The organism is Prolixibacteraceae bacterium (assembly GCA_019720755.1).
GTDB lineage: Bacteria > Bacteroidota > Bacteroidia > Bacteroidales > Prolixibacteraceae > Halosquirtibacter > Halosquirtibacter laminarini.
Genome location: CP081303.1, coordinates 593,643 through 619,527, shown reverse-complemented (window position 1 = coordinate 619,527; position 25,885 = coordinate 593,643). Strand labels below are relative to the sequence as shown.

The window sequence follows — 25,885 nt, the reverse complement described above, 5'->3', positions numbered from 1 at the left end:
AAGATATGCAATGGTAAAAAATTGGAAACAAAAGCACTCCTTAAATACGTAACAGTATCCGCAAAACGTTGCCATGGTTGCACCCATTGTATGCGACATTGTCCTGTAGAGGCCATACGCATACGAAATGGGTATGCCATTATAGATCATAACAAATGTATCTTATGTGGCAGATGCCTAGATGATTGTGCATACCATGCCATCTCATTAGTTTCTCCCAAAGCATTGCTTGAGACCAATGGAAAAGTTCGCTATCTAATTGTTCAAAAAGGGTTCTTTGGTCATTTTCCAACACAAAAACATAAAGAGGTACAAAGTGCATTACGAAAATTGGGGTATCACCATGTGGTAGATTGTAGAGACTTTAAAAGACTAGGATACCTATGGGGACAGATGCATAATAGCGAAACCGATAATAAGAATATATCGACAAGGTGTAATGTCATTAAGAACTTAATTCGTAAAGGCAAGGTAGGAGAAGAGAATAACATTCGTTTGGTTCCTACTATTGCGGAGATTATCACTGGATATATCCACCTATTCTTTGGTAAAAAAAGCAAGTCAAAAACCTCTATTACGATTACTACGCACTGTATGTCTGAGAATGATATTTCTCACTCGCAACATGACAGAATATTTGATGCAGACAAGGCGGTTCCAACCTATGAATTGGTGAATCAGGTTCAAAAAGAGTTGTGGGACAATAAGCCTCAATCATGGAGTGTCGAGACATCCGAGGTATACTCTCCATTGCACAAAGAGTTTGTCCAGATATCTGGAATTGATAATGTGCTTGGATGGATTCATAAGAATGAGATCAAACCTCATGACTACACCAGAGACTATCATCTTCAAGGCTGTAAAGATGGATGTTATAACGGCTCATATATGTCTGAATACTCCTCTATAATCAAAAAAAGAGAGTCTGGATACCAAAATAAATTGACCGATAAGTTTGATACTAAGACGACAGATCGTCTTCACCAAATTTCCACATACTGGAATGAGAAGCCAGATATTTTTATACCACCAAAGGAGAATTTTAAAGAGGCATTAATCAGAACGGAAAGAACACGTAAACTCATGTGTTTGTTGCCTGGTATAGACTGTGGAGTGTGTGGTGCGCCAAGCTGCTTGGCTTTAGCCAAAGATATTTCGAAAGGAATCGCACGTCTATCACAATGTGTGTTGTTGGATCTCAAATGGATGAAAAACAAAAATGTAGGGATCGATACCACCATGCAACAGATAGAGAAAATTTGGGGAGACAAAATTTTACAACTTGACTGTACTAAAAAAGGAGCACAAAATGAAATTATCCACAATCGCAGAGACGAATCAACTGACCCTAAGAAATGATCATGAACGTTTTCATCATGACCCAGATGTCTGTGGCCTTATGGTTACCGACTTAATGAGTCATGCCATGGCAAATGGAGGTATAGGAATGGCATTTGTTACCATCCAAGCGCATCGAAATGTATTAGCCGTAGCATTACTAAAAGAGTTTTCGGCTATTATTATTCCATATGATATAGAGATCCCGGAAAACTTGCTTAAAGAAGCAAACATACAAGAGATGCCTATTTATTCGACCCCGAAATCAACCTATGAATTGGTCGGCAATATCTATCAACAGCTATCCTCTTCATCATGAAATTCACAGGGGACCTACATATTCATACAACCCTTTCTCCATGTGCAGAACTAGAGATGACTCCTGTCAACATTTTGGAAAAAGCAAAGCGACTCCATTGGGACTTTATTGCGATCACGGATCATAATGATACACTTCAAGCTAAAGTCATAGAACGTTTAGGACATAAGTATGGAGTGAAAGTGTTTCTAGGTGCTGAAATATGTACCAAAGAAGAGATTCATGTGCTTGCCATAGTAAAAGGCAAAAAGGAGTCTATGACATTACAAAAATACTTAGAGACATATCGTATGAAGGTCCCAAACAATCCATGTTATTTTGGAGACCAAGTAGTTGTAGATGAGAATAATAATATTTTATACGAAGAGAGCGATCTTTTACTCACTTCACTCAATAGAAACATATACGAGGTGTCTGAGTTTATTCACCAAATAGACGGATTATTAATAGCAGCACACGTCGATCGTGAAGCTTACAGCCTTAGATCTACATTTGGTTTTGTTCCCCAGGACCTCAATCTAGATGCTGTTGAATTTGCCAAGTTCAAGCCAACAATTGAGAGAGAACTTCCTTGGATTCATAATAGCGATGCCCATCGTTTGGAATCGCTGAAGGCCAATCGGACATGCTATTATATGGAGCAATTAAACTTTGAGAACCTAAAAAACTGTTTCAAACATCGAGATATAGAGATCTTATGAAGGAGATAGCCCTACATATCATTGATTTGATAGAAAATAGCATTCGCGCAAAAGCGAATCAAATTACATTTATCTATGATGAAGATAATACAAGAAAAAGCTTCTGCATTATAGATGATGGGATAGGAATGTCAAAAGAGGAGTTAAATAATGCACTGGACCCACTCTATACAACCAAACCAAAGAAACAGATAGGCCTAGGGCTTTCTCTAACGAAACAAAGCGTACTACAAAGTGCTGGTACATTCCATATCCATTCTACCCCCAATAAAGGGACTGAGATCGTATTCTCTTATGTGAAGAAAAATATCGACTGCCCACCAACAGGAGATATTATAAAAGTACTGACACAAGCCATCATAGCACATCCAACAATTCAATTCAGCTTCTGTTACAGACAGAAAAATAATGCCCTTATAGACACTTCCTTTCTCACCAATGAAGAGAGAGTTAATATTAAATATTCAGATCTCCATAGCTTTATTAAAGAGGCATTTGTGGAGATCGATATTAATGGATTTTAATCACAAAAACAGATTACTATGACCAAAGTAAAAAACCTAGAAGATCTTGTGAAGCTTCGAAATAAACTGAAGGAGAAAATACAAGTACGCACGATCACTGAAGGCAATGATCTTGTAGCTAGAATACGAGTGGCTATGGGAACTTGTGGCATCGCCTCTGGAGCAAAAGAGACATTCGAAGCACTTATTGATGAAGTAGAAGCGCAAGATATTAAGGTGTTAATCACCACAACAGGTTGTATGGGAGCTTGTTATGCAGAGCCTACTGTAGAAGTAACGCTTCCGAATCAAGAACCAATTGTCTTTGGCGAGGTGAACAGAGAACGTGCAGCCAAGATTATCCAAGAGTATGTGATCAACGGAAAACTAGTTGATGGGGTTGTTCCACAGAATTATAAAACAATCTAAACCAAATAGAAATGATACATACACATATATTGGTTTGTGGTGGTACTGGATGTAGAGCCTCACAAGCAAAAGAGGTCAAAGAAGAGCTTGAGAGCCTGATCAAAGATAAACATCTTAAAGAATCGGTACAAGTAACGACAACAGGTTGTTTCGGCTTCTGTGAGAAAGGTCCTATTGTTAAAATCATTCCAGATCAAACCTTCTATACACAAGTAACTCCCGAAGACGCACGTGATATCATTGAGGAGCATATTATCAAAGGAAGAAAAGTAGAAAGACTTCTTTACGAAGATCCAAAGACCAAGAAAAAGATCTCGGATAGTGTCCATATGAATTTCTACAAAAAACAACTTCGTATTGCACTTCGTAATTGTGGTATCGTTGACCCAGAGAATATTGATGAATATATTGCTCGCGATGGATACCAAGCACTAGGTCGTGTTCTTTCGATTTTCTCTCCTGAAGAGGTGATTGAAATTATTAAGAGCTCTGGGCTTCGAGGACGTGGAGGGGCTGGATTCCCAACAGGAATGAAATGGGAAATCACTAGCAAAGTGGATGCTCCACAAAAGTATGTTGTCTGTAATGCAGACGAAGGAGACCCAGGTGCATTTATGGATCGTTCAATTCTTGAAGGAGACCCTCACTCGGTTATTGAAGCAATGGCAATATGTGGTTACTGCGTTGGGGCAAACAAAGGCTTAATATATATTCGTGCAGAATATCCTCTAGCAATCGGCCGATTGCTGGTTGCATTAGAACAATCTAAAAAATATGGACTCCTCGGAAAAGGCATTTTAGGCAGTGATTTCGAATTTGATATTGAATTAAAATATGGTGCAGGTGCTTTTGTTTGTGGTGAAGAGACGGCTCTGATTAATTCAATGGAAGGAAGAAGAGGAGAACCTGTCATTAAACCTCCTTTCCCTGCTGAAAAAGGATATTTTGACTGCCCTACGAATGTGAATAACGTGGAGACATTTGCAAATATATGCCCTATTATTCTAAAAGGAGCAGAATGGTTTAATAGCATTGGAACAGAAAACTCTAAAGGAACAAAGGTATTTGCTCTTGCAGGAAAGATCAATAATGTAGGTTTGATAGAGGTGCCAATGGGTACTACATTACGTGAAGTAATATTTGATATTGGTGGAGGTATCAAAGGAGGCAAGAAGTTTAAAGCAGTGCAAACTGGTGGCCCATCTGGTGGATGTTTGACTGATAAATCTCTCGACATGCCTATTGATTATGAACACCTTGTAGCCGAAGGTTCGATGATGGGATCAGGAGGAATGATCGTAATGGATGAGGATGACTGTATGGTAGCGATTTCAAAGTTCTATCTAGAGTTTACTCTTGATGAATCATGTGGTAAATGTGCTCCTTGTAGAATAGGAAATAAAAGACTTTGGGAGCTACTAAACAAAATGACCAAAGGGGAGGCAACGATGGAAGATCTCGAAAAACTAATCGATCTTTCCCATACAATTAAGGATACCTCTCTTTGTGGTTTAGGACAAACATCCCCCAACCCTATTCTCTCCACATATAAGAACTTTAAACATGAGTATTTAGCCCATGTAAAAGACAAACAATGCGAGGCTGGACAGTGTAAAGATCTTCTCCATTATACTATCGATGCAAAGATGTGTGTAGGATGCACGGCATGTATGAGAAATTGTCCTGTGGGTGCTATCTCTGGAGAGAAGAAAAAGCCTCACCTCATTCATCAAGATATCTGTATTAAGTGTGGTATCTGCTATGAGAAATGTAAGTTTAACGCAATCCTTCACCAATCATGAAAAATATTCATTTAACGATAGATAACAAAAAAGTTTCGGTGCCAAAAGGTACTACGATCCTTGAGGCTGCAAAACAAGTTGGGGTTCATATTCCCGCTTTATGTCACATGAAGATGGACGATATTCACATTGAAAACCGACCTGGAGGATGTCGAATTTGTTCTGTAGAAGTCAAAGGAAAGAGAAACCTTGCTCCTGCTTGCGCCACAAATTGTACGGAGGGGATGGAGATAAAAACAAACACCATACGGGTTATCCATGCTAGAAGAAATATACTGGAACTCATTATCTCGGATCACCCATATGAATGTCTCACCTGTGCAAAGTCAGGACAGTGTGAACTACAAACTATGGCACAAGATCTCGGAATCAGAGAAATTCACTTCGAAGGAGAAAAATCGATGTATCGTGAAGATTTTTCAAAAGCAATTATTCGAGATATGGATAAGTGTATTCTTTGCCGCCGCTGCATTACGATGTGTAGTGATTTCCAAACAGTTCATGCTCTCTCTGCAGTAGAACGTGGTTTTGAGGCAGTTGTTAGCCCTGCATTCCATATGGATCTAAACGATTCGACCTGTACTTTCTGTGGACAGTGTGTTGCAGTTTGTCCAACAGGGGCATTGTCGGAGATGGATTATTCAAAAGAGGTAATAAAAGCGCTTGCCAATCCAGAATATACAGTCATAGCCCAAACAGCCCCTGCGGTAAGAGCAGCATTAGGAGAGTCTTTTGGATATCCTGTAGGAACTAGTGTTACAGGACAGATGGTTACAGCTCTAAAAGATCTAGGATTTGATTATGTCTTCGACACCGACTTTGCTGCAGATATGACTATTATGGAAGAGTCTGCTGAGCTACTTGAGAGATTGACTCGACATTTAGAGGGAGACAAAACAGTGAAACTTCCTATTCTCACCTCTTGTTGTCCTGCTTGGGTTCGATTTATTGAGCATAACTTTCCTGATATGAAAGAAATTCCATCTACTTCAAGGTCTCCTCAACAGATGTTTGGATCTATTGCAAAGAGTTATTTTGCAGAGAAGATTGGTGTTCCTAGAGAAAAACTTATTGTAGTCTCTATTATGCCTTGTGTTGCAAAGAAATTTGAGTGTGAAAGAGATGAGTTCAAGGTAAACGGGGATCCCGATGTCAACTTCTCTATTACAACAAGGGAACTTGCCCGACTCATTAAGATATCCAATATTGATTTTAAAGAGCTAGCGTCTAGTGAATTTGACCAACCTCTTGGAGAATCAACAGGTGCGGGTCTGATTTTTGGTACAACAGGAGGAGTTATTGAAGCAGCAACAAGAACTGCATACGAGCACCACACAGGCAAAAAACTAGACCAGATTGATTTCCATGCTCTTCGTGGTATGGAAGCAATACGTAGTGCTACAGTAGATTTTGATGGACTTCCAGTTAAAATAGGTATTGCCCATGGACTTGGTCACGCTCGTAAACTCCTTGAAGAGATAAGAGCTGGGAAGAGTGAGTATCATGCAATCGAGATTATGTCATGTCCAGGAGGATGTATCGGTGGAGGTGGACAGCCATTTCATCATAACAAAACCTCTATTCTCTTAGAACGACAAAAAGCAATCTATAGTGAGGACCAAAGGATGAAGATACGTAAATCACATGAAAACCCTTCGGTTATTAAAGTATATGAAGAGTATCTAGGTCATCCTTTGAGTGAAAAAGCAGAGAAACTTCTTCATACATTATACTTTGACAGATCGTCACAAGTAACCATTGATGATAGTGAGCTATAATAAGTAATGCCGTTAAAAAAATTAAGCATATGAAAACAATAAAGTTGTCCTCTTTTACAATAGAGACTATTGAAGAAGCATGTTCTGACTTTCAATATAAAGAAGACGAGTTGATCAACGTCCTTCATCGATGTCAACAAAAATTAGGATACCTACCAGCAGAAGTGCAAGAAATTATCGCACAAAAACTTAATATGTCTGTTGCGAAAGTATATGGAGTGGTAAGCTTCTACTCATTTTTCTCTATGACACCTCACGGAAAACACCCAATATCTATCTGTATGGGAACAGCATGTTATGTGAGAGGTGCAGAGAAGTTGGTAGATGAATTTAAACGCCAACTCCGCATTGATGTCGGAGAAACAACCAAAGATGGTGATTTTTCTTTGAGTTGTTTAAGGTGTGTTGGTGCCTGTGGACTCGCTCCTATAGTAATGGTTGGAGATAAAGTCTATGGAAGAGTATCTGTCAAACAGGTGAAAGATATTATTTCTGAATATCAGAAAGGTATTAACTAAAAAGAATAAAAAAAGGGCAACCCAATAAGTTGCCCTTTTTATGCTTGAAAGAGATCCAATTAGAATTTTCTCTCTTTGATCTTCGCTTTCTTTCCAGTAAGTTTACGGAAGTAGTAGATACGTGCACGACGTACTTTTCCACGACGATTCACCTCGATTTCATCGATGAAAGGAGAATTGATTGGGAAGATACGCTCCACACCAACATTACCAGACATTTTACGAACAGTAAACATCTCTTGTCCTGATTGACCTTTCATTTGGATAACAACACCACGGAACTTCTGAATACGCTCCTTGTTACCCTCCACGATACGGTAGTTCACAGTTACAGTGTCACCTGCTCCAAATTCTGGAAGCTCTTTTCCTTCTTCTTTGAATGCGTCTAACGCAACTTTCATTAAATCCATTACAGTAATTTTTAATGTGTTATAGTGCAATATTCACAGTTCATCTGCCAGAGATTACACTACTTCAGCTCGCAAATTTACAAATGTTTTTCTGAATACAATGCAAATAAGATAAGCTTTTTTTTAATTACTTAATCACTTTAAAGTGATCTCCTGTCTCTTTCACGACACGACGGTAATAAGCATCCGGATAACCTGGATGATTTGGAGAAGCTGGCATGCCATCTTTTGTTCTTAAGAATTTGCCATTTTTCTCTTTCTTTACATTACCATCCAAATATTTAATCATCAAGTAATGACCCAAGTCTCTCCATTCTGAAGTCATATTCTCAGCACGTGTAATAGAGTAATCAGATAGATATTTTTTAGCTAACTCTTTATTTCCAGAATTCCATAGCTGGGTTGCTGCTGCTTCAACTGCTGGAGCCAAAGCTACAGACTCTAACTCGATCTTGTTTTGTACCTTCTGTAGATCTACAATCATTTCGTCATACTTAGAATATACGAAATTTGTCACACTATTAAATACCCAGAAAGCAGAAGTAGATGACCAAGTTAATAGATCTCCATTGCCTATTTTAAAACACTCAGGTACTTTCTCAATATTACAGTAAATTGGTGTATAACATGTAGAATAAGTATCATCCATACCAAACCAAAGGACACCACCAATTGCAGCAGGCATATCAGCACGAGACTGACCAACGAAAGAGAATGCAGTCTGCTGAGTAGATGTTGCACGTTCATTACAATACTCAACTGAATCTACTTTCCATGTCAATCCTCTCCATCTATAAGGTAGTTTGTGAGGTCCTGCACCAACATCTTGAGTCATATCTAGGGCTGTTCCTTCGTAATGATCTCTCATTAGATCCATCACATCCTTTGCAGACAACTTCTCTGTTGGTTTTACCCATAGAGGGAAACGATTGGTTGCAACACCATTCTTGTCGTATTTTACTTTTCCAAGAGCATATTGCTCATATTTTTTCATGTTTGGAGCAATACGATTGAATGCCGACCATACACGTGCATCACAGAAACGAGCAGCGCCAAAATCGACAGGGGCATATACATCAGAAAAACTAAAGTCTTTGTTTTTCCCATTAAAAAAGCCCTTCTCTCTAGCAAAAGAGATCACATCGTCAGAGTATATACAGTTATCAGGATCATTCAATGGGAATGTAGTGATTCGTGCTTGATTCGCATGTCCGGAAACATATCCATCAGGGACTCTACGTGCCACCCAAACAGCTCCTTTTTCACCTTCACCTTTTCCAATCACTTCCATAATCCATGCTTCGTTGCCATCCCCAATTGAGAAAGACTCACCAGAGCTATAATACCCATAAGTATTCATTAGACTAGCCATCGTCTTGATTGCTTCTCTAGCAGTCTTCGCTCGTTGTAAAGTGATATAGATAAGACTACCGTAATCGATGATTGCTCCAGACTGACTATGTAGTTCTGAACGTCCACCATAGGTAGTTTCTCCGATAACCAATTGGTGCTCATTCATATTTCCTACCACCTGATAAGTGTGAGCAATTTCAGGAATTTGTCCAAGATATTTTCCAGAATCCCAATCGTATACATCTCTCATATCACCAGGTGCATGATCTGCAGCAGGCCAGAAGTAAAGTTCACCATAAAGAGAATGAGAATCAGCAGCATAAGTGATCATCGTAGATCCATCTTTTGATGCCCCTTTGGTGATCAAAAAGTTAGTACAGGCATCCACTTGTACAGAAGCGAAAACCAGTAATGCTAAACATAAGCAAGATACTTTTTTAAACATGGTTCTTTTATTTTATGTAATTAATGTTGTTTGTTTATGGGTTATCAAAATAACGTAAAAAATAGGACTTATACCCTGTCAAAAAACAAATGTCCCATTAAATTCTGTGATATTATTACAATTATCCTTTACAAGAAAATGTAATCTATGTTTAACCCCTTTGGTCAGGCGAGATGGATCAATCTTATATTCAAAAAGAGAATTTTTAGCATCGTAAGTAAACAGTGCGTATTTTCCATCTATTTCACCACGATAGTGAGAAATTCCTGTCTCCAGATCTTTCACAACAAATCGTATTCTCTTTCCTGAATATAATTTTTGTGATTTTTTGGTTAAAGTCAACGATCTTAAGCGGGGGGAAATGGTATCTATATTGATAGTAAAACGCCCCAAACTTCGTGTTTTAAACTTCACCCAACCATCTTGAAAAATACCTCCAGCATAATAAGTTCTCTTCCCATCTTTTGAATAGTGTCCAACGTAGGCCTTCGAAAGAAGACTATCAGGAAGCTCCCCAATACGAAAGGAGATTTCTGCATTTCGATGTAAAGCAATATCTTCAGGATAAAATGAATAGATTGGAGACCATTTTGATGCAGGACTACTCTCCACTTTTCCGATAAAATTTGTGTTTTGATATAAGGTGCGGCTATCAATTTTGAAAGTAAACCACTGGTCATGAAAGTAGTGTGCAGAATTATACATTAACCTCTCACTAATACTTTTCTCTTCGGGTTTCGAATCCATCATATCGATATTCAACGATGTCCCTCCCTTCTCATCTAATGAAGAAAGAAGAATCTCACCATCCATATGGCGTGGGTCAATTTTACTCATATAAGAGTCGGTATTTTTAAAAGACACATCCTTATAATCTTTGAATCCGACTCTGAAAGAAAGAGTCGAACTATTCTTCCAACTATCACTGACTCCTAATTTTAAAATTACTTCTGTTGATGATTTATCAAAAGCCAAGATAGAGTTATAATGCGGCTTGCGATAGATTGACAATCTATTTCCCGGTAGTTTATACATTCGATGTACCTGACGTCCAGTCTTCCACCTTCTTGGATAGTCAATATGTGCATTAATATATCTTGTCTCATAAAAATGAAATTTATCAATATCAAAAGCAAAAAGAGTATCATTAGATGCTGATTCATTTGTTAAATAAGCATGATTGATCCCACATTTCGACCAGCTACCCGACACATAATCGACGACCTCTATACCAAAACCAACCTTTCCATCTACATATATTTTTTTATTCCCTTTAATAGCATACCCCTTAGAAGAAGGGACTAAGGGAAAACTTATAATATTGTTCTGTCCATTAATGATACAATTCGGAGTCATTGGATAAACATAAAGTCGATGCATCAAAGGCTTTCTCGTATCTTTAATCTTAAGACCACGAGTGGCTGGATTCATTGGTTCTTGATTCGATGTTTTTCTCACTTCATAGTGTAGATGAGGGCCACCAGAACTTCCACTATTGCCACTATAAGCAATAAGTTCATCTCTTTTCAGGCGAAAAAGATTTTTGGAAGGAGTCAAATCAACAGCGAAGGTCTCTCTTTTATATTGTTGGGCCTTTACCCACTTATCGATACGTGGGGCAAAGCGACTTAAGTGACCATAAACCGTCGTATATCCATTAGGGTGATTTACATAAAGAGCATATCCAAACCCCCAAGGAGAGACTTTAATTCTAGAAATATATCCTGTTTCTACTACATGAACAGGCAATCCTGTTTTCCCGTTTGTTTTTATATCAATACCAGAATGAAAATGGTTAGACCTGAGTTCACCAAACGAGCCAGCAACTCGAATAGGAATTTTTACAGGTTGCACAAAATGCGAGAATTGACCATAACTTTTTAGTCCTAATAAAAGAAAAACAAAAGCACACCAAAATGAATTACGAATCATCAATTATTATTTTTTTTTGAATCATCTAAATTAATAACTTTAAAAAACGATTTGAAATCGAAATGAAGGATTTTTTAATTTTTTCTATTTAATGAAAATGTTAATTTTGTGAAACAAATTGAATAACGATGACAGAAAAAGAGTCTAGGCTTTTACATGATTTTGAAAATAAGGTTCTCCGACTAACTTCTATGTATTCAACATTACAAGAAAAGTATGGTGAACTAGAGAGGTCAAATCAAATGCTGCGTGATCAAATTAATGATCTTCAGGGACAGAATTTGTCATTATCGGATGATCTCCAAAATGCATTAATGGCAGATGCATTAATAGGTGCTGATCAGGGAAGCAAAATGACGAAGAAGAAGATCAATCAACTCATAAAGGAGATTGATCAATGTATTGCAATGCTTAGCAAATAATTCTGGAGAAATATTCGAACAGATGGAAGATAAATTATCTATTAGTGTAAATATAGCCGAGAGAAGATTCCCTCTCAAGATTGATCGTGCCGAAGAAGAAAGAATTCGTTTGGCCACGAAGCTTATTAATGAAAAAGTACTTCAATATAGGCAACGATTTGGTAAAGATGAGTTTGATTCTCTTGCGATGACTGCTCTCCAATTCGTTGTGGATATGCTTACATTAAAAGACCATAAAGATATCTCTCCATTTGTCGAAAAAATTGAGGATCTAAACGATCATTTAGAATCTTTTTTTGATGAAAATCAAAACAAAGAGTAGCTCTTTTTTGTCAATATTTATTATATTTAATGTGCAATCTAAGTTTATTTATTCCCTAACATGATATGAACGGTGTTTTTTAGTTTAATACCACTGTTGAATTGTTCATTTAGATGTCGTAGCTTAGTCGCACAAGTACAAACTAGTATAAACAGCAGAAAAAAAATATGATTGTTGAAATTATCATAGGTTTTGGAGGAGCGTTGACTGGTGCCGGAATTTCATATTACCTATGGGATTCTGCTCTTAAAAAAAGACGTGAAACTCTAATAAAAGATGCTGAGAATCAAGCAAAAGTCTTAAAAGACAAAAAGATTCTTCAAGCAAAAGAACGTTTTATTCAGCTTAAGTCTGAACACGATAAGTTAGTTAATGAGAAAAATCAAAAAATTGCAGCCACTGAGAATAGACAAAAACAAAAAGAGTCTACAATCAATCAACGCAAAGATGATTTAAATCGTAAAGTTCGTGAATTTGAAAATGAGAAAAAGAAAAACGATGCAATTCGTGAAAATCTTTCTCGACAGTTAGACGTTGTTGAACAACAACAAGAAGAGCTTGAAAAAACTCACAGAAAGCAAGTAGAAAAGTTAGAAGATATATCTGCCCTTTCTGCGGATGAGGCGAAGGCACAACTTGTTGAATCGATGAAGAATGAAGCAAAGACAGAAGCAATGTCTTACATTCAGGAAATCATGGATGATGCAAAGATGAATGCAAACAGAGAAGCAAAGAAAGTTGTTATTAAGGCAATTCAACGTGTTGCCACTGAAACAGCCATCGAAAACTCTGTAACGATATTCCATATCGAAAATGATGAAATCAAAGGACGTATTATTGGTCGCGAAGGTAGAAATATTCGTGCCTTAGAAGCATCCACTGGTGTTGAAATCATTGTAGATGATACTCCAGAAGCAATCGTTCTTTCAGCATTTGATCCTGTTCGTCGTGAAATTGCACGTTTGGCTCTACACCAATTAGTTACTGACGGACGTATTCACCCAGCAAGAATCGAAGAGGTTGTAAATAAGGTAAAACAACAAATTGAAGAAGAGATCATTGAAACAGGAAAACGTACTACCATTGACTTGGGTATACACGGAATGCATCCTGAGCTAATCCGTTTGATAGGTAAAATGAAGTACCGTTCTTCTTATGGTCAAAACCTATTACAACACTCTCGTGAAACAGCCAATCTTTGTGCAATCATGGCATCTGAGCTTGGTCTTAATCCGAAGAAAGCGAAACGAGCTGGATTACTTCATGATATAGGTAAAGTACCTGATGAAGAGCCAGAATTACCTCATGCTATCTTGGGAATGAAACTTGCAGAGAAGTATAAAGAGAAAGCTGATGTTTGTAATGCCATTGGTGCACACCATGATGAAGTAGAGATGCAAACTTTAATTGCTCCTATCGTTCAGGCTTGTGATGCTATTTCTGGAGCAAGACCTGGAGCTAGGCGTGAAGCAGTAGAGGCTTATATCAAGAGACTAAAAGATCTTGAGCAGATGGCTCTTTCATATCCAGGAGTATTAAAGACATATGCAATTCAAGCTGGTAGAGAGCTTAGAGTAATTGTTGGTAGTGAAAAGATTACTGATGAAGATTCAGAAAAGCTATCATACGATATTGCTAAGAAGATCCAAGATGAGATGACTTATCCAGGACAAGTTAAGATTACAGTTATTAGAGAGACTAGAGCGATAAACTACGCTAAATAGACCTAGTTTCCTAATCAAAATAATTAAAGCAAGCGATCTTTTTCGCTTGCTTTTTTATTTTTAATTAAAATTTTAGATTACTTTACACAATAGCTCTACACTAAGATTAACACTACTTAATAAGAGCTAATGATAAGTATTTTGATGACATAGAAATACATTTGTCTACTTTAACGAAATATCAAATCTATGGATAATAATTTTTTGGTTATAATGGCAGGTGGAATTGGAAGTAGATTCTGGCCAATGAGTACTTCTGAAACACCAAAACAGTTTCTAGATATTTTAGGAACAGGTAAAACAATGATACAACAAACAGTTGCACGAATTGAAGATATTATTCCTAAGAGAAATATTTTTGTCGTAACAAGTAGATACTATAAGGACATTGTTCAAGAACAACTTCCTTTTCTTGAGGATAGTCAAATTCTTCTTGAACCATGTATGAGAAATACCGCGCCTTGTATCGCTTATGCTAGTTATAAGATTCAAAATAGATGTCCGGATGCTAATATTATTGTAGCTCCTTCTGATCACTTAATCACTGATGAGTCAGGTTTTCGTAAAACTGTAGAGAAAGCACTAGATTTTACAAAATATCAAAATGTACTATTAACATTAGGTATTGATCCACATAGACCAGAGACCGGATATGGATATATAAAGTCAACAAATCCTAAGATAAGTACCAATGAGATTGACAAAGTCTCTGAATTCAAAGAGAAACCAGATATTCACACAGCCAAAAGATACCTAGAATCAGGAGGCTATCTATGGAACTCAGGTATTTTTGTATGGAGTGCGTCCAGTGTTATAGAAGCGATTGAAAAATCTCTTCCTGAAGTTGCAAAACTATTCACTCGTGGGAAAGAGGTTTACGATACTCCTTCGGAACAAGAATATATTGATCGAATATATCCACAATGTCAAAATATCTCTATCGATTATGGTATATTAGAGCATGCTGACAATATCTATGTACTATCCTCTAAATTTGGATGGAGTGATCTAGGTACTTGGGGAAGTCTCTGGGAGAAACGCCAAAGAGATAATCAAGGAAATAGTGTCGTAGGTAGTGGTGTTCATCTTTTTGAATGCAACAATACTATTGTAACAGTACCCGATGAGAGGTCTGTAGTTCTTCAGGGGCTTAATGACTTTATCGTAGTGGAAGCTAATGGAGTAATAATGGTATGCAAAAAAGAAGAAGAACAGAGGATAAAAGAGTTTAGAGAAAAAGTTCTTACTCCAAACCAGGACTAAAGATATTAAGAGAAGCTAGACATTGAATCAAGCTTCTCTTTTTTTATTCAAAAATGATCTATTAAGCCTTAATACTATCAATTATTACCCATATGATAGACTAATTTTTCTCTTTATTCGTTTATGTTATATTGAAAACAAAATTGCATTTATAATATCTGTATTTAAAACTAAATGAAAGACACAACCGCATCCATAGTCTTATTCAATACACCTATTTCGGAGGTTGTCTATATAATTAAAACATTTCTAAAAGCAGAAAGAGCAAAACATCTTTATATAATTGATAACTCCCAACAAAAAACAGATTTATCAAAAGATATTATTCAAGATTGTATCACATATATCTACAACAACAAAAATGTTGGCTATGGATCAGCACACAATAAAGCCATCAAACTTGCTATTAATAATGGTAGTAAATATCATATCGTTTTAAATACCGATATAAAATTTGACTATGCTATTATTGATGAGATGGCTACCTACATGGATCAGAATCAAAATGTAGGGCAGATCATGCCTAAGATAATGAATGTCGATGGTACGATTCAATATCTATGTAAACTGATTCCTACACCACAAGACCTTATTACGAGAAGGTTTTTCCATAAAAAAGTTCGAAATAGGAGAAAACAAGAGTATTACCTCAAGAATGCAGATTACGATAAAATCATGAATATCCCCAATCTTTCAGGTTGCTTTATGTTTTTACGTAATAAAGTATTACAACAAACAGGATTATTTGATCCAAGATTCTTCTTATATATGGAAGATGTAGACTTAACAAGAAGAATACATACTAAAGCAAAAACAGTCTTTTATCCCAAAGTAGAGGTAATACACAATGCCGGAAGAGGCTCATATAGGAAGTTTAGACTGATGATCACACATAGTATTAGTGCAATAAAGTACTTTAACAAATGGGGATGGATGAGGGATGAACAGAGAAGAGTCATCAATAAAATCGTAAAATCAAACTATTTACAAGACCAATAATTCTATCTCTCTTTACGAAGTTTTGTTGAAGTATTAGAAGTGATTCAATGAATAAAAATAGGTCAGGGAATATAATTCCCTGACCTATTTTTATTTTGTAAGATTCACTAATGTTGCTACTGCAACAGCCAAAGAGGTTACAGAAGAGCCAATGCTAACCCATTTGGTTGTTTGGTCCTGTTTTACAGTTTTTCTAGGAACGACAATCTCACTGCCAGGTTCTATCTTAGGATAATTCTTAAAGAAAAGATAGTTCTTTGTTACCGCAGTCGTTCCATTAGCATATACAACATACACTTTAGACTTCTTAGAATGGGGGCCAAAACCTCCAGATTTATTAATATAACTCTTCAGTTTTTGTCCCTTCTTATAGATAGAAGCAATTGGGTTCATAATATTACCCGAAACACGAACTGTTTCAGTACGTTTAGGGATATGTATTTTATCCCCTGCTCTCACTAAAATATCAAAATTACCATGAGGATCTTTCATGATCTTATCAAGATCTATACCTACTATTTCTGTATCAGAATCCTCTAACTCTAGAATAAGATCCTCGTTATCAAATAGTTTTTTCATATTAGAGCCTGTCGCATTCTTTTTATCCCGTTTTCTGATCAACATTGCTCCTTCAGTAAATGCATCAGGAGTCAAACCTCCAGCCCTATTTATTATATCAGACACATGATCCTGCTTTGAGATTATACCGTAATCTCCAGCATAAAGAATCTCACCATTTAATTTTACTGAACCTGATTTACGTCTACCAGGAGCCCTTCTTATATAGATAATATCAAAAGGCTTAAGATGAAACTTCTTTGCATCTTCAGACAGACTAAGATCTCTATCTAAAGCGAAGCTAAAATAATGAGAAATAGTATCAGAAAGAGTCTGTGCTTCTGATTGAGAAAGGTTCCTTGTTACCTCAACAAAAGAGGCATCGGCATCGTTAGAAAAACCACCTGCTTTAACGATTAAATCTTCCAATGTCATATCATCAACAAAAGGGAAATCCCCAGGGGCATTTAATTCCCCAAACACACTTACTTTCTTTATTTCAGACATGTCATAAATAGATCGAATGGAAATAACATCATCGGCTCTAAGAACAACATCATCTTTATTATTTAAAATATCTTTTAATGAAAAGGAGAGATTCGCAAACTGCATATTTTCATCACGTCTCGTGATAAATCCACGTTCTAAATATGCATCTTCTCTAAGACCTGAAGCAGTCTGAAGTAACCCAGATAAAAGCATGCCATCCTTTAACTCATATGATCCTGGGCGAAATACGGCTCCTTTAATGATAACTTTGTTTTTAAACTTGTTTAGCACAGAATCACTAGAAACAATATCTCCATCGTAGAGCTTAAATTTATCGAAATCTTCAGACTTTACGACAGAAATTTCTTTAAGTCCATCACTATTTCGAAGTATTTTAACTCTAGAATTATACGAATTATTAGCAAAGCCACCACTATAATCTATAGCATTTTGTAGGGTTTCTCCCTTCAATAATTCATACATCATATTTCGGCGGAAAGCACCTCTAAGCTCAACCCTATTTTTAAAATTAGGGATATAGATAACATCATTATCTCTCAATTGAGGATCTTCTCCTCTGATGCCCTTAATAAAGAAGTCATATAGATCTAGATGTGCAATAATCATATTATTTCGTATTACCCTAATATCACGAAAAGATCCATTAATATTAGGACCTCCGCAAGAGAATATAGCATTAAAAGCAGTGGAATTTGCAGGCAATTTATATGAACCAGGAACCTGAACATCCCCCATCACTAGAACATTAATTTTATGTTGTGAGGATAATGATATTTCAGTAAATATAGTAGGATTAGGACCGCTCATACCAGCGTAGATCTTGGTAAGCATTTTATCTATCTTATGAAAAGCTTCACGACTTGTCTTCCCATTTATATATATAGGTCCTAAATTTGGTAATTGAATTGCTCCAGACTGATTCACTGGCAATTGGTAAGTTGCCTGTGCATCTCCCCAAACTTGTATTGAAACCTCATCACCTATAGAGATTAAATAATCATCAGTAACATTAATAATACTCGAAGGAGAGAATGAGATGGCGTCATTATAAAAAAGAGAAGCACCAAAAATCCTCTTTAACCTAGGGTCAATATTTTGTTTATCTTGTATTCGTATTGGTGAATCATTCTGTTCAACAAGATTTGTGTCATCAACAGTTTTTTCTTCAGTAGACTGTTGTTCAGATGTGTTCTTTGAAGAGTTAAAAGACAAAGTATTCAATCTTTTCTTTAACATAGAAATTTGAAAATCCGAAGCACCTTTCTGTTTAGCAAGAATCATGGCTTGATCGATAGTAACCCCTCGGCTATCAATCTCATTCTTAATCTTCAGCAATTGATCTTCACTTAACGTATTTACGTCAACTGTTGCGATATTCACACTTTGAGCGACCGCTAATTTAAGTCCAAAAAATATTATAGCAAACAGGAGCAGTATTTTTGTTTTCATACGATGATTTACGTTATTGATAAGTAATGAGATTATAATAATTTTCTATCTCATGAATAAAATAACGTAAGAAATGGTCCACATATTGTAATCATAAACACTATTTTAATAAATCAATAAGCACACCCTCCTTGGAAACAAGAATAACCTCTAGAGGTATTTCATTCAATAAAGTTTCGCAAACCGATTTACACTCTTGTAATATAGCCTGATATATTGGTTCATCTCTCTTCATCGGCACCAAAAGAGGTAGTTGTCCAGCAAGTTTAAAAGCGACTATTTTATCACATACATTGGAAGGATAGCCTAACTCTTTTGCTAAATTAGATAACCACTCTGACGAGAATTGAACTTTATGACTGTGAGTATCTAAGTGTCCTTGTGCTAGTTTCACTGCTTTTCCAAGCATGATACAGATAGTTACCTTCTCTATTTTTTTCTTATCGATAATCTTTAATGTCTCTCCGATAAAATTACCATATTGAATAAATGACAAATGTGAAAGATCGGAGAAACGCCCTTTCACATACTTTTCACTCCGACCACCGGAATTAAGGACTACATGATGGCCTCCATTATGCAATAACACCTCAACTCCTTGTCTTATAGAGGCCACAAACGCATCGGAAGAGTATGGTTTTACGACCCCTGTCGTTCCTAAAATTGAAATTCCTCCTATAATACCCACTCTTGGATTAAAAGTCTTTTTAGCAACCTGTTCTCCTTCAGGCACAAAAGGTTGTATTTCAAATCCTCCAGAATAGTTATACTTATACGCAATTTTATAGAGCATTTTTGTGATCATTTCACGAGGAGCAGGATTTATGGCAGGTTCCCCTTGAGGCAAAGCCAGTCCGGGGAGTGTCACGACACCCACACCCTCTCCTTTTATGAAAGAAACTCCTTCATTGGAAGTTAATCGAACACGACAACCGATCTCTAATCCATGAGTATCATCTGGATCATCCCCGCCATCTTTTGTGACACTTGCAGATGCAAACGATTCAGAACAAGACAGATTATAGACATCTTTTTCAACAGTTTCACCTATTGGTATCTGAACAGAAACAGTGGCTGGGCGTATATTTTCAAATAACATAGCGACACAAGCTCTTACAGAAAGCATCACACAAGTTCCTGTACTATATCCACTTCTAAGCTGATTCTTCTTCATCAATTAAATTATTTAGTATTTCGTCTAATTCATCAGAGCTAAATACAGTATAGATATAAGTTGGAAGTTTTGGTCTTTTCCAAACATACAGAGGGATCTGAAGTCTTTCAGATACTTCAACTTTATCATGAAAAAAACCACTAGCACCACTCTCTTTCGTGACCATTGAATCGATACCTAATGAGGACATAAGATGTAGTTGCTCATCCACATTCATTGTTGCTGGGAAAAAATGAAGATGATCTTCATCAACCCCATATTCTTGTGCTAGTCTTCGAGACCTGGCACAGTCAATGATCCTGAAGTGTAATTCTCCTGATATACCTCTATCAAAATAAGCAGGTATATTTTGTACTCCAGTCATAACAAAGATGCTCTTAAAACTCTCCTCTTCTAAGTTGCTTATGATTTTATCTAGATTCTCTTCATAATGTACCGTGGAAGACTTCTCTTGAGAGAAGTGTCTCTCAAAACGAACCAATGGGACTTGAAGATCTTCACATACTTGAAATACATTCTCATGAAGTATTTGAGCAAAAGGGTGTGCTGCATCAATCACTGCAGTCACACCTCTTTTCACAAAAACATTTTGCATTTCAGCAGAATCTAAAGCGCCATAAGAGTAGGATCCATTCTTCCCTAAAGAGACTATCACCTTTGTTTTGGTAGAATATATATAAGGAATATTTCTCTGATCCAAGATAGCAATACACTTCTTCCCTTCAGTTGTTCCGCCAAATACCCATATCATAATGCCTATGTCCTATAAAGATGTTTAAATTCATGGGCATACAATCGAGAGAGCCCCTTTCTATTTCCAATTGCTTCACCAACAACAATTAAAGTTGTAAGTGTTAGATTGTTATCTTTCACCAAAGATGCTAATTCACTTAGAGCCCCTCTAAATATCTTTTCATCTTTCCATGTAAGTTTGTGACAAACAGCGACAGGTGTATCTGGAGAATAATGTTCTAAGAGTTGTTCTTGAACAGAATCAACTAAAGTAGCACTTAAATAGATACACATGGTACTCTGGGATCTAGCAAGTTGATGAAGCTTTTCCCCATCTGGCATCTTTGTTCTCCCCTCTCCTCTTGTGAGAATAATCGTTTGAGTCTTCTCTGGAATGGTAAACTGTGATTTTAATTGTGCTGCAGCAGCTTGAAAAGATGAGATTCCTGGAGTGATATGACAGGACATATTATTCTTCTCCATTTGAGCCATCTGCTCCTGTATCGCACCATAAATACAAGGATCTCCCGTATGAAGCCGAACAACCAAAAGACCTTTATTATAGAATTCAGTCATCAAGGCCACTTGTTCTTCTAGGTTCATAGAAGCAGAACTACGAACTGTAGCACCCGGTTTTGCATATTCAGTCAACTCTTTAGGAACAAGGGAACCTGCATAAAGAATTAGATCGGCTTCTTTCAAAAAGTTTTTACCTCTAACTGAGACTAGTTCTGGATCCCCAGGACCTGCTCCTACAATCTCAACATGACCACTTCGTAAGAAAGAAGTTTCCATGGACACTGCGAAAGTGAAGTCCATCTCTTCAAATTTCATCTTTGTCTTAGGAACTAACAGTACCCTAGGACTCTCTGAGAACAACACAGAACTTTCACTTACCCCCTTAAAACCAGTATGTTTATAAACGATATCTGAAGGATTCGGTATATCAACACGATTTAACTGATCAGAGTTATAAGTGTTAAATGGAATATCAAGTTTCTTAGAAAGCTCTAGTAAAGCAGGCTCTTCTGCTCGGATGTCAGCACTATTTAAACTGGCCAATGCCTCTTTATAGATTCCCCTTTGAGCCAACGCCTCTTCTAAGACATGAGATAAACCTTTAGGCGAAATGGTTTTATGACACCCCATACCTATATGCAGAACTTTAGGAACCCATTGTAAAGATGGACAATTCCATTGATGTCTAAAAGGAGTAACTTGTAGGATAAAATCATATTTAGAATCATCTAGATCTTCTTTCTTATAGAATACATCTAAATGATCCGGAGCTGTTCTATCAAGATATATAGCCCCTTCATCTTTAATCTCAAGAAGTAATGCTCCTCTTCTCTTATTGACAAAAAGGGCAATAATATCATTTAGCGAAGAGCCATAAACAACACTAGTGTAATCAAACTGACGATCTATTGTATCTAAAGCCCAAAGGTCAATCGTGTCGCTTACTGTAGAAATAGCAGCAAAACCGCCCAACACCTTTGCCACATCCTTTGCTAAGATATTTGCTCCACCAATATGGCCTGAAACGACTGGTGTCACAATATTTCCTAATACATCCACATTGACCACCGCTGGATCCACGCGTTTGTTTTCTAAAAAAGGAGCAATGGTTCGTACACAAATGCCTAAAGATCCTACAAATATAAATCCATCATACTTGGTACGATTGTCGTCATACCAGCTAGATAGTTTATCAATTTTTTGGCCAATTCCATGAATAGAACTAGTAAAAAGATCGAAATTAGTGTACTCTTTTGCCAAGATATTCCCTGTGGTTGAACCTTGGCTTGAAGAAGAGACTATCGCAATTCTCATATTATTTTAGTTTATTACTTTTCCTCATTACAATTACATTCACTGGATTAAAGTCATCTAATTTGATCTTCGAATTAGCCTGCTCAATATATCCTAGTTCTAGCAATTTATCTATAAAAATTCTTGCACTTTCTTCTTTGACCGCATTGGTGGCAATTACACCATTGGCAGGCAGATAGCTGTCGACAATAGATAGTATTTCAGAGAGTTTCCCCCCATGACCACCAATAAAAACCGCATCTGGTTTTGCATATTGACTATGATCTAACGACAAAAAATCGCCTATTGTGTAAGAGATTCCTGGAACTCCAAATTTTTTGATATTCTCCTCAATGATACTTCTAGACTCCTCCCTTTTCTCAAATGAGATACACTTCAGTTTAGGGTACAAACGTTGGGCTTCAATAGAAACAGAACCAGTACAAAAACCAATATCCCAGAAAACATTTCTACAATGAAGCTCCATTAACGAGATCGTATGTAGACGATAAACGGGCTTGGTCATCATATTGGGACGTCCGTCCAAATAGGTAAATTGGTCGTTGGAAACACCTATGGTAAAATCACGCGATTGCTTCTGCTTTAAGATTATATTATTAAGAGGAGCAAAAGTCTGTTGACTACACTCCTCCAATGACATAGAAACAACCCGTTGACTAGTGCCACCTAAGTTTTCGCCGACAGATATTTCATAATTATCATATCCTGCATCTAGCAAATGCTTTGCAATAACCTCAGGTCGCTTCTTTCGATCCGTCAATACTCCTATTAATTCTTGATCTTCTAAGAGTGCTCTATTCAATCTATCCCATGGCCTTCCAGTGCAACTCACACACATCATCTCTTCATAAGGTAAATTGATGACATGTGAATGCATCTGAAGACTATTAAAAAAAGGAAAATTCTGAAAAGAAGCATTCGGGAATCTACGTTTAAGAGTTGCTCCAAATCCATAAAAGAATGGATCTCCGGAAACAAATACTACAATAGAATCTAGCGATTCATACCCCATTAAAACTGGTTCTAAAGGAATTGTTATCCCATGCCATTGATGTTCCTCTGGCAATAGATGTTTCACCCTCTCATAATGTCTCTTTCCTCCTGAAAAGTGAAAACTTTTTGATATTAAAGATGTCACCTCTTTTTCTGGATGATAATTAGAGGTATCAGAAATTCCAATTAGTATAAATCTCATATTCTATAATTTATAAGTCTCGACCAGGTAACATCTGAACAGCATCATCATAGCTAAGTGCAGCATTTAATATCGTAGCGGCTAATGATGAACCTCCTTTTCGACCTTCAACAACACACTTATCTACGCCATCAAAACTCTTCATTCTATGTTTCGATTCCACTACATTCACAAAACCTACAGGAGCAGCAACAACACCCGTAGGAGACACTTTGCCTTTACGAATAAGTTCTGTAAGCTCAATTAATGCTGTAGGTGCATTTCCGAAAGCATAAATGGCATTCGGATGGTCTTCAGAAGCCAACCTAATTCCAGCTTGTGTTCTAGTAATACCCTTTTCTTTAGCCAAGGCAGCAGTACGCTCATCTGAAAGATAACACTTAACCTGAACACCTAAACGCTCAATAGCCGCTTTGCGTATTCCCGATTTTACCATGGTTACATCCGTAATGACAACAGCAGATCCTGAATGAAGATACTTGTGCCAATTTTCCATTACATGCTCATCACAATAGAAGATATTCTCCATATCGAAATCAGCCGATGTATGCACTAAGTGAAGTAGTGGCCACATACGATTTAGAGAGATATCAGGATTTTTCAATTCCGACTTGATCTGCTTAAAACTCTTAATCATAATCGACTGTCCCACACCTACAGAAGGGGCTTCTTCTTGATTATAATATCCACGAGGGGTAATGATTTTATTACCAACACTATAGCTTTGAGAATTACCAACAACTAAAATTGTGAACATGTCGATGCTGTCAAAATCGATGGTATCTAAAGTACAAACAGTAACGGACTGTTCTTCTCTAGCAACCTGTCGAACAACACCAACAGGAGTATTTCCTGAACGATGTTTTTTATAGATCTCCACAAATCTTTTTAGCTGCCAATATCGTCCTTTAGATTTAGGATTATAAATGGAAGTAACAAAATCTCCAATAGCTGCTGCTTCAATTCTTCTTTCAATTAAAGGCCATGGAGTAAGAAGATCTGAAAGTGAAATAGTACATAGATCGTGTCCAATAGGAGCACCTAATACTGCTGCTGCTGCTTGAAAGGCAGAGATCCCAGGAACAATTTCAACCGCCACTTCAGAATTATGGTCTTTAACAGCCATCTCTTCTATCAATGGTGCCATACCATAAATTCCTGAATCACCAGAAGAGATTACCACAACACGCTTTCTATCATGCGCATACTCAAAAGCAATACGAGCTCTCTCACGCTCTTTCTTCATTCCAGTGTCTACACAAAGGACATTTTCATTTGTAATAGACTTTACAAACTGAAAATAGTACTTATAACCAACAATAACCTCTGCATTTTTTATTGCATCTATTGCTTGATGTGTCATCATGGATAAATCTCCAGGACCTAAGCCCACAACTGTAATCTTTCCTAAACCTGCCATCTATTTTTGTATTATCAATATGGAGAAATATGTTTTAGTTCTCTTATCTATTATTTCTAAATTATCTGTTACAAACTCTTCTTCAGTTCCAAGCTTCTCTACATAGTACACCTTTAAATCAGAATAATTGTCAATAATATGAGGAATCAATACTGATTTTATCGTAGAAAATTTCATTATCACTATAGTATTCGAATTCTCCAATGCCTCATCCAATTCAGTAACAGACGAAACTGCTGCTAAAACTTTTAAACTATTGCTTTGAGACGTTAGTGGAATACCAAGAGAAGATCCTGCTTGAATGAAGGCTGGGACGCCAGGAAGCATCTTATAAGATATTTGATCCGCTTTAAGTCTGGGAATCAGATATCCAAAAGTACTATAAAACGATATGTCCCCTTCTGAAACAAAAGCTATAGATAACCCTTTTTCAATATCCTTTTGTATTTTTTCGTACACCGACTGATATAAATTCTCAGTCTCTTCTCTGTCAAATCGCATGGAGATATGAAAAACTTCGATCTTATCGACATCAATATCTAACTGCTTCATAATAGAGATAGAGTGTGATTTACATTCCCCCTTACGACTAATACTTCCTGGAGCATAAATCTTATCAACCTCTTGCAAAATGCGCAAGGATTTCAAGGTGATAAGTTCAGGATCTCCGGGACCTAAAGCCACTCCATAAACTTGAAATTTCTGCATGATACTTTTTTTGAAGGAAGAACTAGGTTCTACCATATAACAATTATG

23 protein-coding genes are annotated in these 25,885 nt (G+C 36.8%); 13 read left to right on the top strand and 10 right to left on the bottom strand.

All coding sequences use genetic code 11. The features are described from left to right. Positions 1–21 precede the first annotated feature (21 nt). Genes K4L44_02505 through K4L44_02470 form a run of 8 tightly spaced genes read left to right on the top strand, consistent with a single transcriptional unit; the run spans position 22 to position 7,388 of the window. Entirely contained in the window at positions 22–1,359 is a 1,338-nt protein-coding gene (locus K4L44_02505) for a 4Fe-4S binding protein (GenBank protein QZE14751.1), read from the top strand. Continuing rightward, positions 1,310–1,657, top strand: a complete 348-nt coding sequence (locus K4L44_02500; GenBank protein ID QZE14750.1) for a hypothetical protein — start codon at positions 1,310–1,312, stop codon at positions 1,655–1,657. Before K4L44_02505 ends, K4L44_02500 begins: the two co-directional genes overlap by 50 nt. Beyond that, positions 1,654–2,358 carry a PHP domain-containing protein gene (locus K4L44_02495; GenBank protein ID QZE14749.1) on the top strand — a complete coding sequence of 235 codons (705 nt, stop codon included), beginning with the start codon at positions 1,654–1,656 and terminating at the stop codon, positions 2,356–2,358. Before K4L44_02500 ends, K4L44_02495 begins: the two co-directional genes overlap by 4 nt. Continuing rightward, positions 2,355–2,882 carry an ATP-binding protein gene (locus K4L44_02490; GenBank protein ID QZE14748.1) on the top strand — a complete coding sequence of 176 codons (528 nt, stop codon included), beginning with the start codon at positions 2,355–2,357 and terminating at the stop codon, positions 2,880–2,882. Before K4L44_02495 ends, K4L44_02490 begins: the two co-directional genes overlap by 4 nt. Positions 2,883–2,900: 18 nt before the next feature. After that, positions 2,901–3,290 carry a (2Fe-2S) ferredoxin domain-containing protein gene (locus tag K4L44_02485; protein ID QZE14747.1) on the top strand — a complete coding sequence of 130 codons (390 nt, stop codon included), beginning with the start codon at positions 2,901–2,903 and terminating at the stop codon, positions 3,288–3,290. An 11-nt stretch (positions 3,291–3,301) separates the two neighbouring features. After that, positions 3,302–5,092 carry an NADH-quinone oxidoreductase subunit NuoF gene (locus tag K4L44_02480; protein ID QZE14746.1) on the top strand — a complete coding sequence of 597 codons (1,791 nt, stop codon included), beginning with the start codon at positions 3,302–3,304 and terminating at the stop codon, positions 5,090–5,092. After that, complete coding sequence (locus K4L44_02475) at positions 5,089–6,870, top strand: [FeFe] hydrogenase, group A (protein ID QZE14745.1); 1,782 nt, start codon at positions 5,089–5,091, stop codon at positions 6,868–6,870. The genes K4L44_02480 and K4L44_02475 overlap by 4 nt, the downstream gene beginning before the upstream one ends. 29 nt (positions 6,871–6,899) lie before the next feature. Beyond that, positions 6,900–7,388 (top strand): NAD(P)H-dependent oxidoreductase subunit E, encoded by a 489-nt coding sequence (locus K4L44_02470; GenBank protein ID QZE14744.1) that lies wholly within the window; start codon positions 6,900–6,902, stop codon positions 7,386–7,388. 59 nt (positions 7,389–7,447) lie between these two features. Here the strand turns inward: K4L44_02470 and rplS are convergent, their stop codons facing one another. From rplS to K4L44_02455, 3 genes are all read right to left on the bottom strand, one after another. Next, positions 7,448–7,798, bottom strand: coding sequence for a 50S ribosomal protein L19 (rplS, locus tag K4L44_02465; protein QZE14743.1), 351 nt, complete (start codon positions 7,796–7,798; stop codon positions 7,448–7,450). A 127-nt stretch (positions 7,799–7,925) separates the two neighbouring features. After that, complete coding sequence (locus K4L44_02460; protein ID QZE14742.1) at positions 7,926–9,596, bottom strand: C69 family dipeptidase; 1,671 nt, start codon at positions 9,594–9,596, stop codon at positions 7,926–7,928. A gap of 78 nt (positions 9,597–9,674) precedes the next feature. Continuing rightward, on the bottom strand, positions 9,675–11,528 hold the full coding sequence (locus tag K4L44_02455; protein ID QZE14741.1) for a M23 family metallopeptidase: 1,854 nt from the start codon (positions 11,526–11,528) through the stop codon (positions 9,675–9,677). Positions 11,529–11,656: 128 nt separating this feature from the next. On the opposite strand from K4L44_02455, the gene K4L44_02450 reads away from it, so the two are divergent. From K4L44_02450 to K4L44_02430, 5 genes are all read left to right on the top strand, one after another. Next, on the top strand, positions 11,657–11,950 hold the full coding sequence (locus tag K4L44_02450) for a hypothetical protein (GenBank protein ID QZE14740.1): 294 nt from the start codon (positions 11,657–11,659) through the stop codon (positions 11,948–11,950). A gap of 22 nt (positions 11,951–11,972) precedes the next feature. Beyond that, complete coding sequence (locus K4L44_02445; GenBank protein ID QZE14739.1) at positions 11,973–12,272, top strand: cell division protein ZapA; 300 nt, start codon at positions 11,973–11,975, stop codon at positions 12,270–12,272. Positions 12,273–12,439: 167 nt separating this feature from the next. After that, on the top strand, positions 12,440–13,996 hold the full coding sequence (rny, locus tag K4L44_02440) for a ribonuclease Y (GenBank protein ID QZE14738.1): 1,557 nt from the start codon (positions 12,440–12,442) through the stop codon (positions 13,994–13,996). A 189-nt stretch (positions 13,997–14,185) separates the two neighbouring features. Next, positions 14,186–15,259 (top strand): mannose-1-phosphate guanylyltransferase, encoded by a 1,074-nt coding sequence (locus K4L44_02435; protein ID QZE14737.1) that lies wholly within the window; start codon positions 14,186–14,188, stop codon positions 15,257–15,259. 174 nt (positions 15,260–15,433) lie between these two features. Beyond that, a complete protein-coding gene (locus K4L44_02430; protein ID QZE14736.1) occupies positions 15,434–16,258 on the top strand; it encodes a glycosyltransferase family 2 protein in 825 nt (274 codons plus the stop codon). Positions 16,259–16,348: 90 nt separating this feature from the next. Here the strand turns inward: K4L44_02430 and K4L44_02425 are convergent, their stop codons facing one another. The 7 genes from K4L44_02425 to cobI all read right to left on the bottom strand — a co-directional run bounded on the left by K4L44_02425 (position 16,349) and on the right by cobI (position 25,837). Continuing rightward, positions 16,349–18,775, bottom strand: coding sequence for an SLBB domain-containing protein (locus K4L44_02425; GenBank protein ID QZE14735.1), 2,427 nt, complete (start codon positions 18,773–18,775; stop codon positions 16,349–16,351). Between the two features lie 100 nt (positions 18,776–18,875). Then, on the bottom strand, positions 18,876–19,949 hold the full coding sequence (gene cbiD / locus K4L44_02420) for a cobalt-precorrin-5B (C(1))-methyltransferase CbiD (GenBank protein QZE14734.1): 1,074 nt from the start codon (positions 19,947–19,949) through the stop codon (positions 18,876–18,878). Further along, positions 19,930–20,700, bottom strand: coding sequence for a precorrin-6A/cobalt-precorrin-6A reductase (locus tag K4L44_02415; protein QZE14733.1), 771 nt, complete (start codon positions 20,698–20,700; stop codon positions 19,930–19,932). The genes cbiD and K4L44_02415 overlap by 20 nt, the downstream gene beginning before the upstream one ends. A 5-nt stretch (positions 20,701–20,705) precedes the next feature. Then, positions 20,706–22,514, bottom strand: coding sequence for a precorrin-4 C(11)-methyltransferase (gene cobM, locus K4L44_02410; protein QZE14732.1), 1,809 nt, complete (start codon positions 22,512–22,514; stop codon positions 20,706–20,708). A 1-nt stretch (position 22,515) separates the two neighbouring features. Continuing rightward, the gene (cbiE, locus tag K4L44_02405) at positions 22,516–23,709 is read right to left on the bottom strand and encodes a precorrin-6y C5,15-methyltransferase (decarboxylating) subunit CbiE (protein QZE14731.1); all 1,194 of its coding nucleotides are present in this window, start codon (positions 23,707–23,709) and stop codon (positions 22,516–22,518) included. Between the two features lie 10 nt (positions 23,710–23,719). After that, on the bottom strand, positions 23,720–25,129 hold the full coding sequence (cobJ, locus tag K4L44_02400; GenBank protein ID QZE14730.1) for a precorrin-3B C(17)-methyltransferase: 1,410 nt from the start codon (positions 25,127–25,129) through the stop codon (positions 23,720–23,722). Then, positions 25,130–25,837 carry a precorrin-2 C(20)-methyltransferase gene (gene cobI, locus K4L44_02395; GenBank protein QZE14729.1) on the bottom strand — a complete coding sequence of 236 codons (708 nt, stop codon included), beginning with the start codon at positions 25,835–25,837 and terminating at the stop codon, positions 25,130–25,132. It abuts the gene before it with no gap. Positions 25,838–25,885: the final 48 nt, after the last annotated feature.

What these genes read in the sequence shown, in the direction of transcription:
- K4L44_02500 (QZE14750.1), top strand. Translation starts at nt 1,310, where the DNA reads ATGAAATTATCCACAATCGCAGAGACGAATCAACTGACCCTAAGAAAT.
- K4L44_02495 (QZE14749.1), top strand. Translation starts at nt 1,654, where the DNA reads ATGAAATTCACAGGGGACCTACATATTCATACAACCCTTTCTCCATGT.
- K4L44_02490 (QZE14748.1), top strand. Translation starts at nt 2,355, where the DNA reads ATGAAGGAGATAGCCCTACATATCATTGATTTGATAGAAAATAGCATT.
- K4L44_02485 (QZE14747.1), top strand. Translation starts at nt 2,901, where the DNA reads ATGACCAAAGTAAAAAACCTAGAAGATCTTGTGAAGCTTCGAAATAAA.
- K4L44_02480 (QZE14746.1), top strand. Translation starts at nt 3,302, where the DNA reads ATGATACATACACATATATTGGTTTGTGGTGGTACTGGATGTAGAGCC.
- K4L44_02475 (QZE14745.1), top strand. Translation starts at nt 5,089, where the DNA reads ATGAAAAATATTCATTTAACGATAGATAACAAAAAAGTTTCGGTGCCA.
- K4L44_02470 (QZE14744.1), top strand. Translation starts at nt 6,900, where the DNA reads ATGAAAACAATAAAGTTGTCCTCTTTTACAATAGAGACTATTGAAGAA.
- rplS (QZE14743.1), bottom strand. Translation starts at nt 7,798, where the DNA reads ATGGATTTAATGAAAGTTGCGTTAGACGCATTCAAAGAAGAAGGAAAA.
- K4L44_02460 (QZE14742.1), bottom strand. Translation starts at nt 9,596, where the DNA reads ATGTTTAAAAAAGTATCTTGCTTATGTTTAGCATTACTGGTTTTCGCT.
- K4L44_02455 (QZE14741.1), bottom strand. Translation starts at nt 11,528, where the DNA reads ATGATTCGTAATTCATTTTGGTGTGCTTTTGTTTTTCTTTTATTAGGA.
- K4L44_02450 (QZE14740.1), top strand. Translation starts at nt 11,657, where the DNA reads ATGACAGAAAAAGAGTCTAGGCTTTTACATGATTTTGAAAATAAGGTT.
- K4L44_02445 (QZE14739.1), top strand. Translation starts at nt 11,973, where the DNA reads ATGGAAGATAAATTATCTATTAGTGTAAATATAGCCGAGAGAAGATTC.
- rny (QZE14738.1), top strand. Translation starts at nt 12,440, where the DNA reads ATGATTGTTGAAATTATCATAGGTTTTGGAGGAGCGTTGACTGGTGCC.
- K4L44_02435 (QZE14737.1), top strand. Translation starts at nt 14,186, where the DNA reads ATGGATAATAATTTTTTGGTTATAATGGCAGGTGGAATTGGAAGTAGA.
- K4L44_02430 (QZE14736.1), top strand. Translation starts at nt 15,434, where the DNA reads ATGAAAGACACAACCGCATCCATAGTCTTATTCAATACACCTATTTCG.
- K4L44_02425 (QZE14735.1), bottom strand. Translation starts at nt 18,775, where the DNA reads ATGAAAACAAAAATACTGCTCCTGTTTGCTATAATATTTTTTGGACTT.
- cbiD (QZE14734.1), bottom strand. Translation starts at nt 19,949, where the DNA reads ATGAAGAAGAATCAGCTTAGAAGTGGATATAGTACAGGAACTTGTGTG.
- K4L44_02415 (QZE14733.1), bottom strand. Translation starts at nt 20,700, where the DNA reads ATGATATGGGTATTTGGCGGAACAACTGAAGGGAAGAAGTGTATTGCT.
- cobM (QZE14732.1), bottom strand. Translation starts at nt 22,514, where the DNA reads ATGAGAATTGCGATAGTCTCTTCTTCAAGCCAAGGTTCAACCACAGGG.
- cbiE (QZE14731.1), bottom strand. Translation starts at nt 23,709, where the DNA reads ATGAGATTTATACTAATTGGAATTTCTGATACCTCTAATTATCATCCA.
- cobJ (QZE14730.1), bottom strand. Translation starts at nt 25,129, where the DNA reads ATGGCAGGTTTAGGAAAGATTACAGTTGTGGGCTTAGGTCCTGGAGAT.
- cobI (QZE14729.1), bottom strand. Translation starts at nt 25,837, where the DNA reads ATGCAGAAATTTCAAGTTTATGGAGTGGCTTTAGGTCCCGGAGATCCT.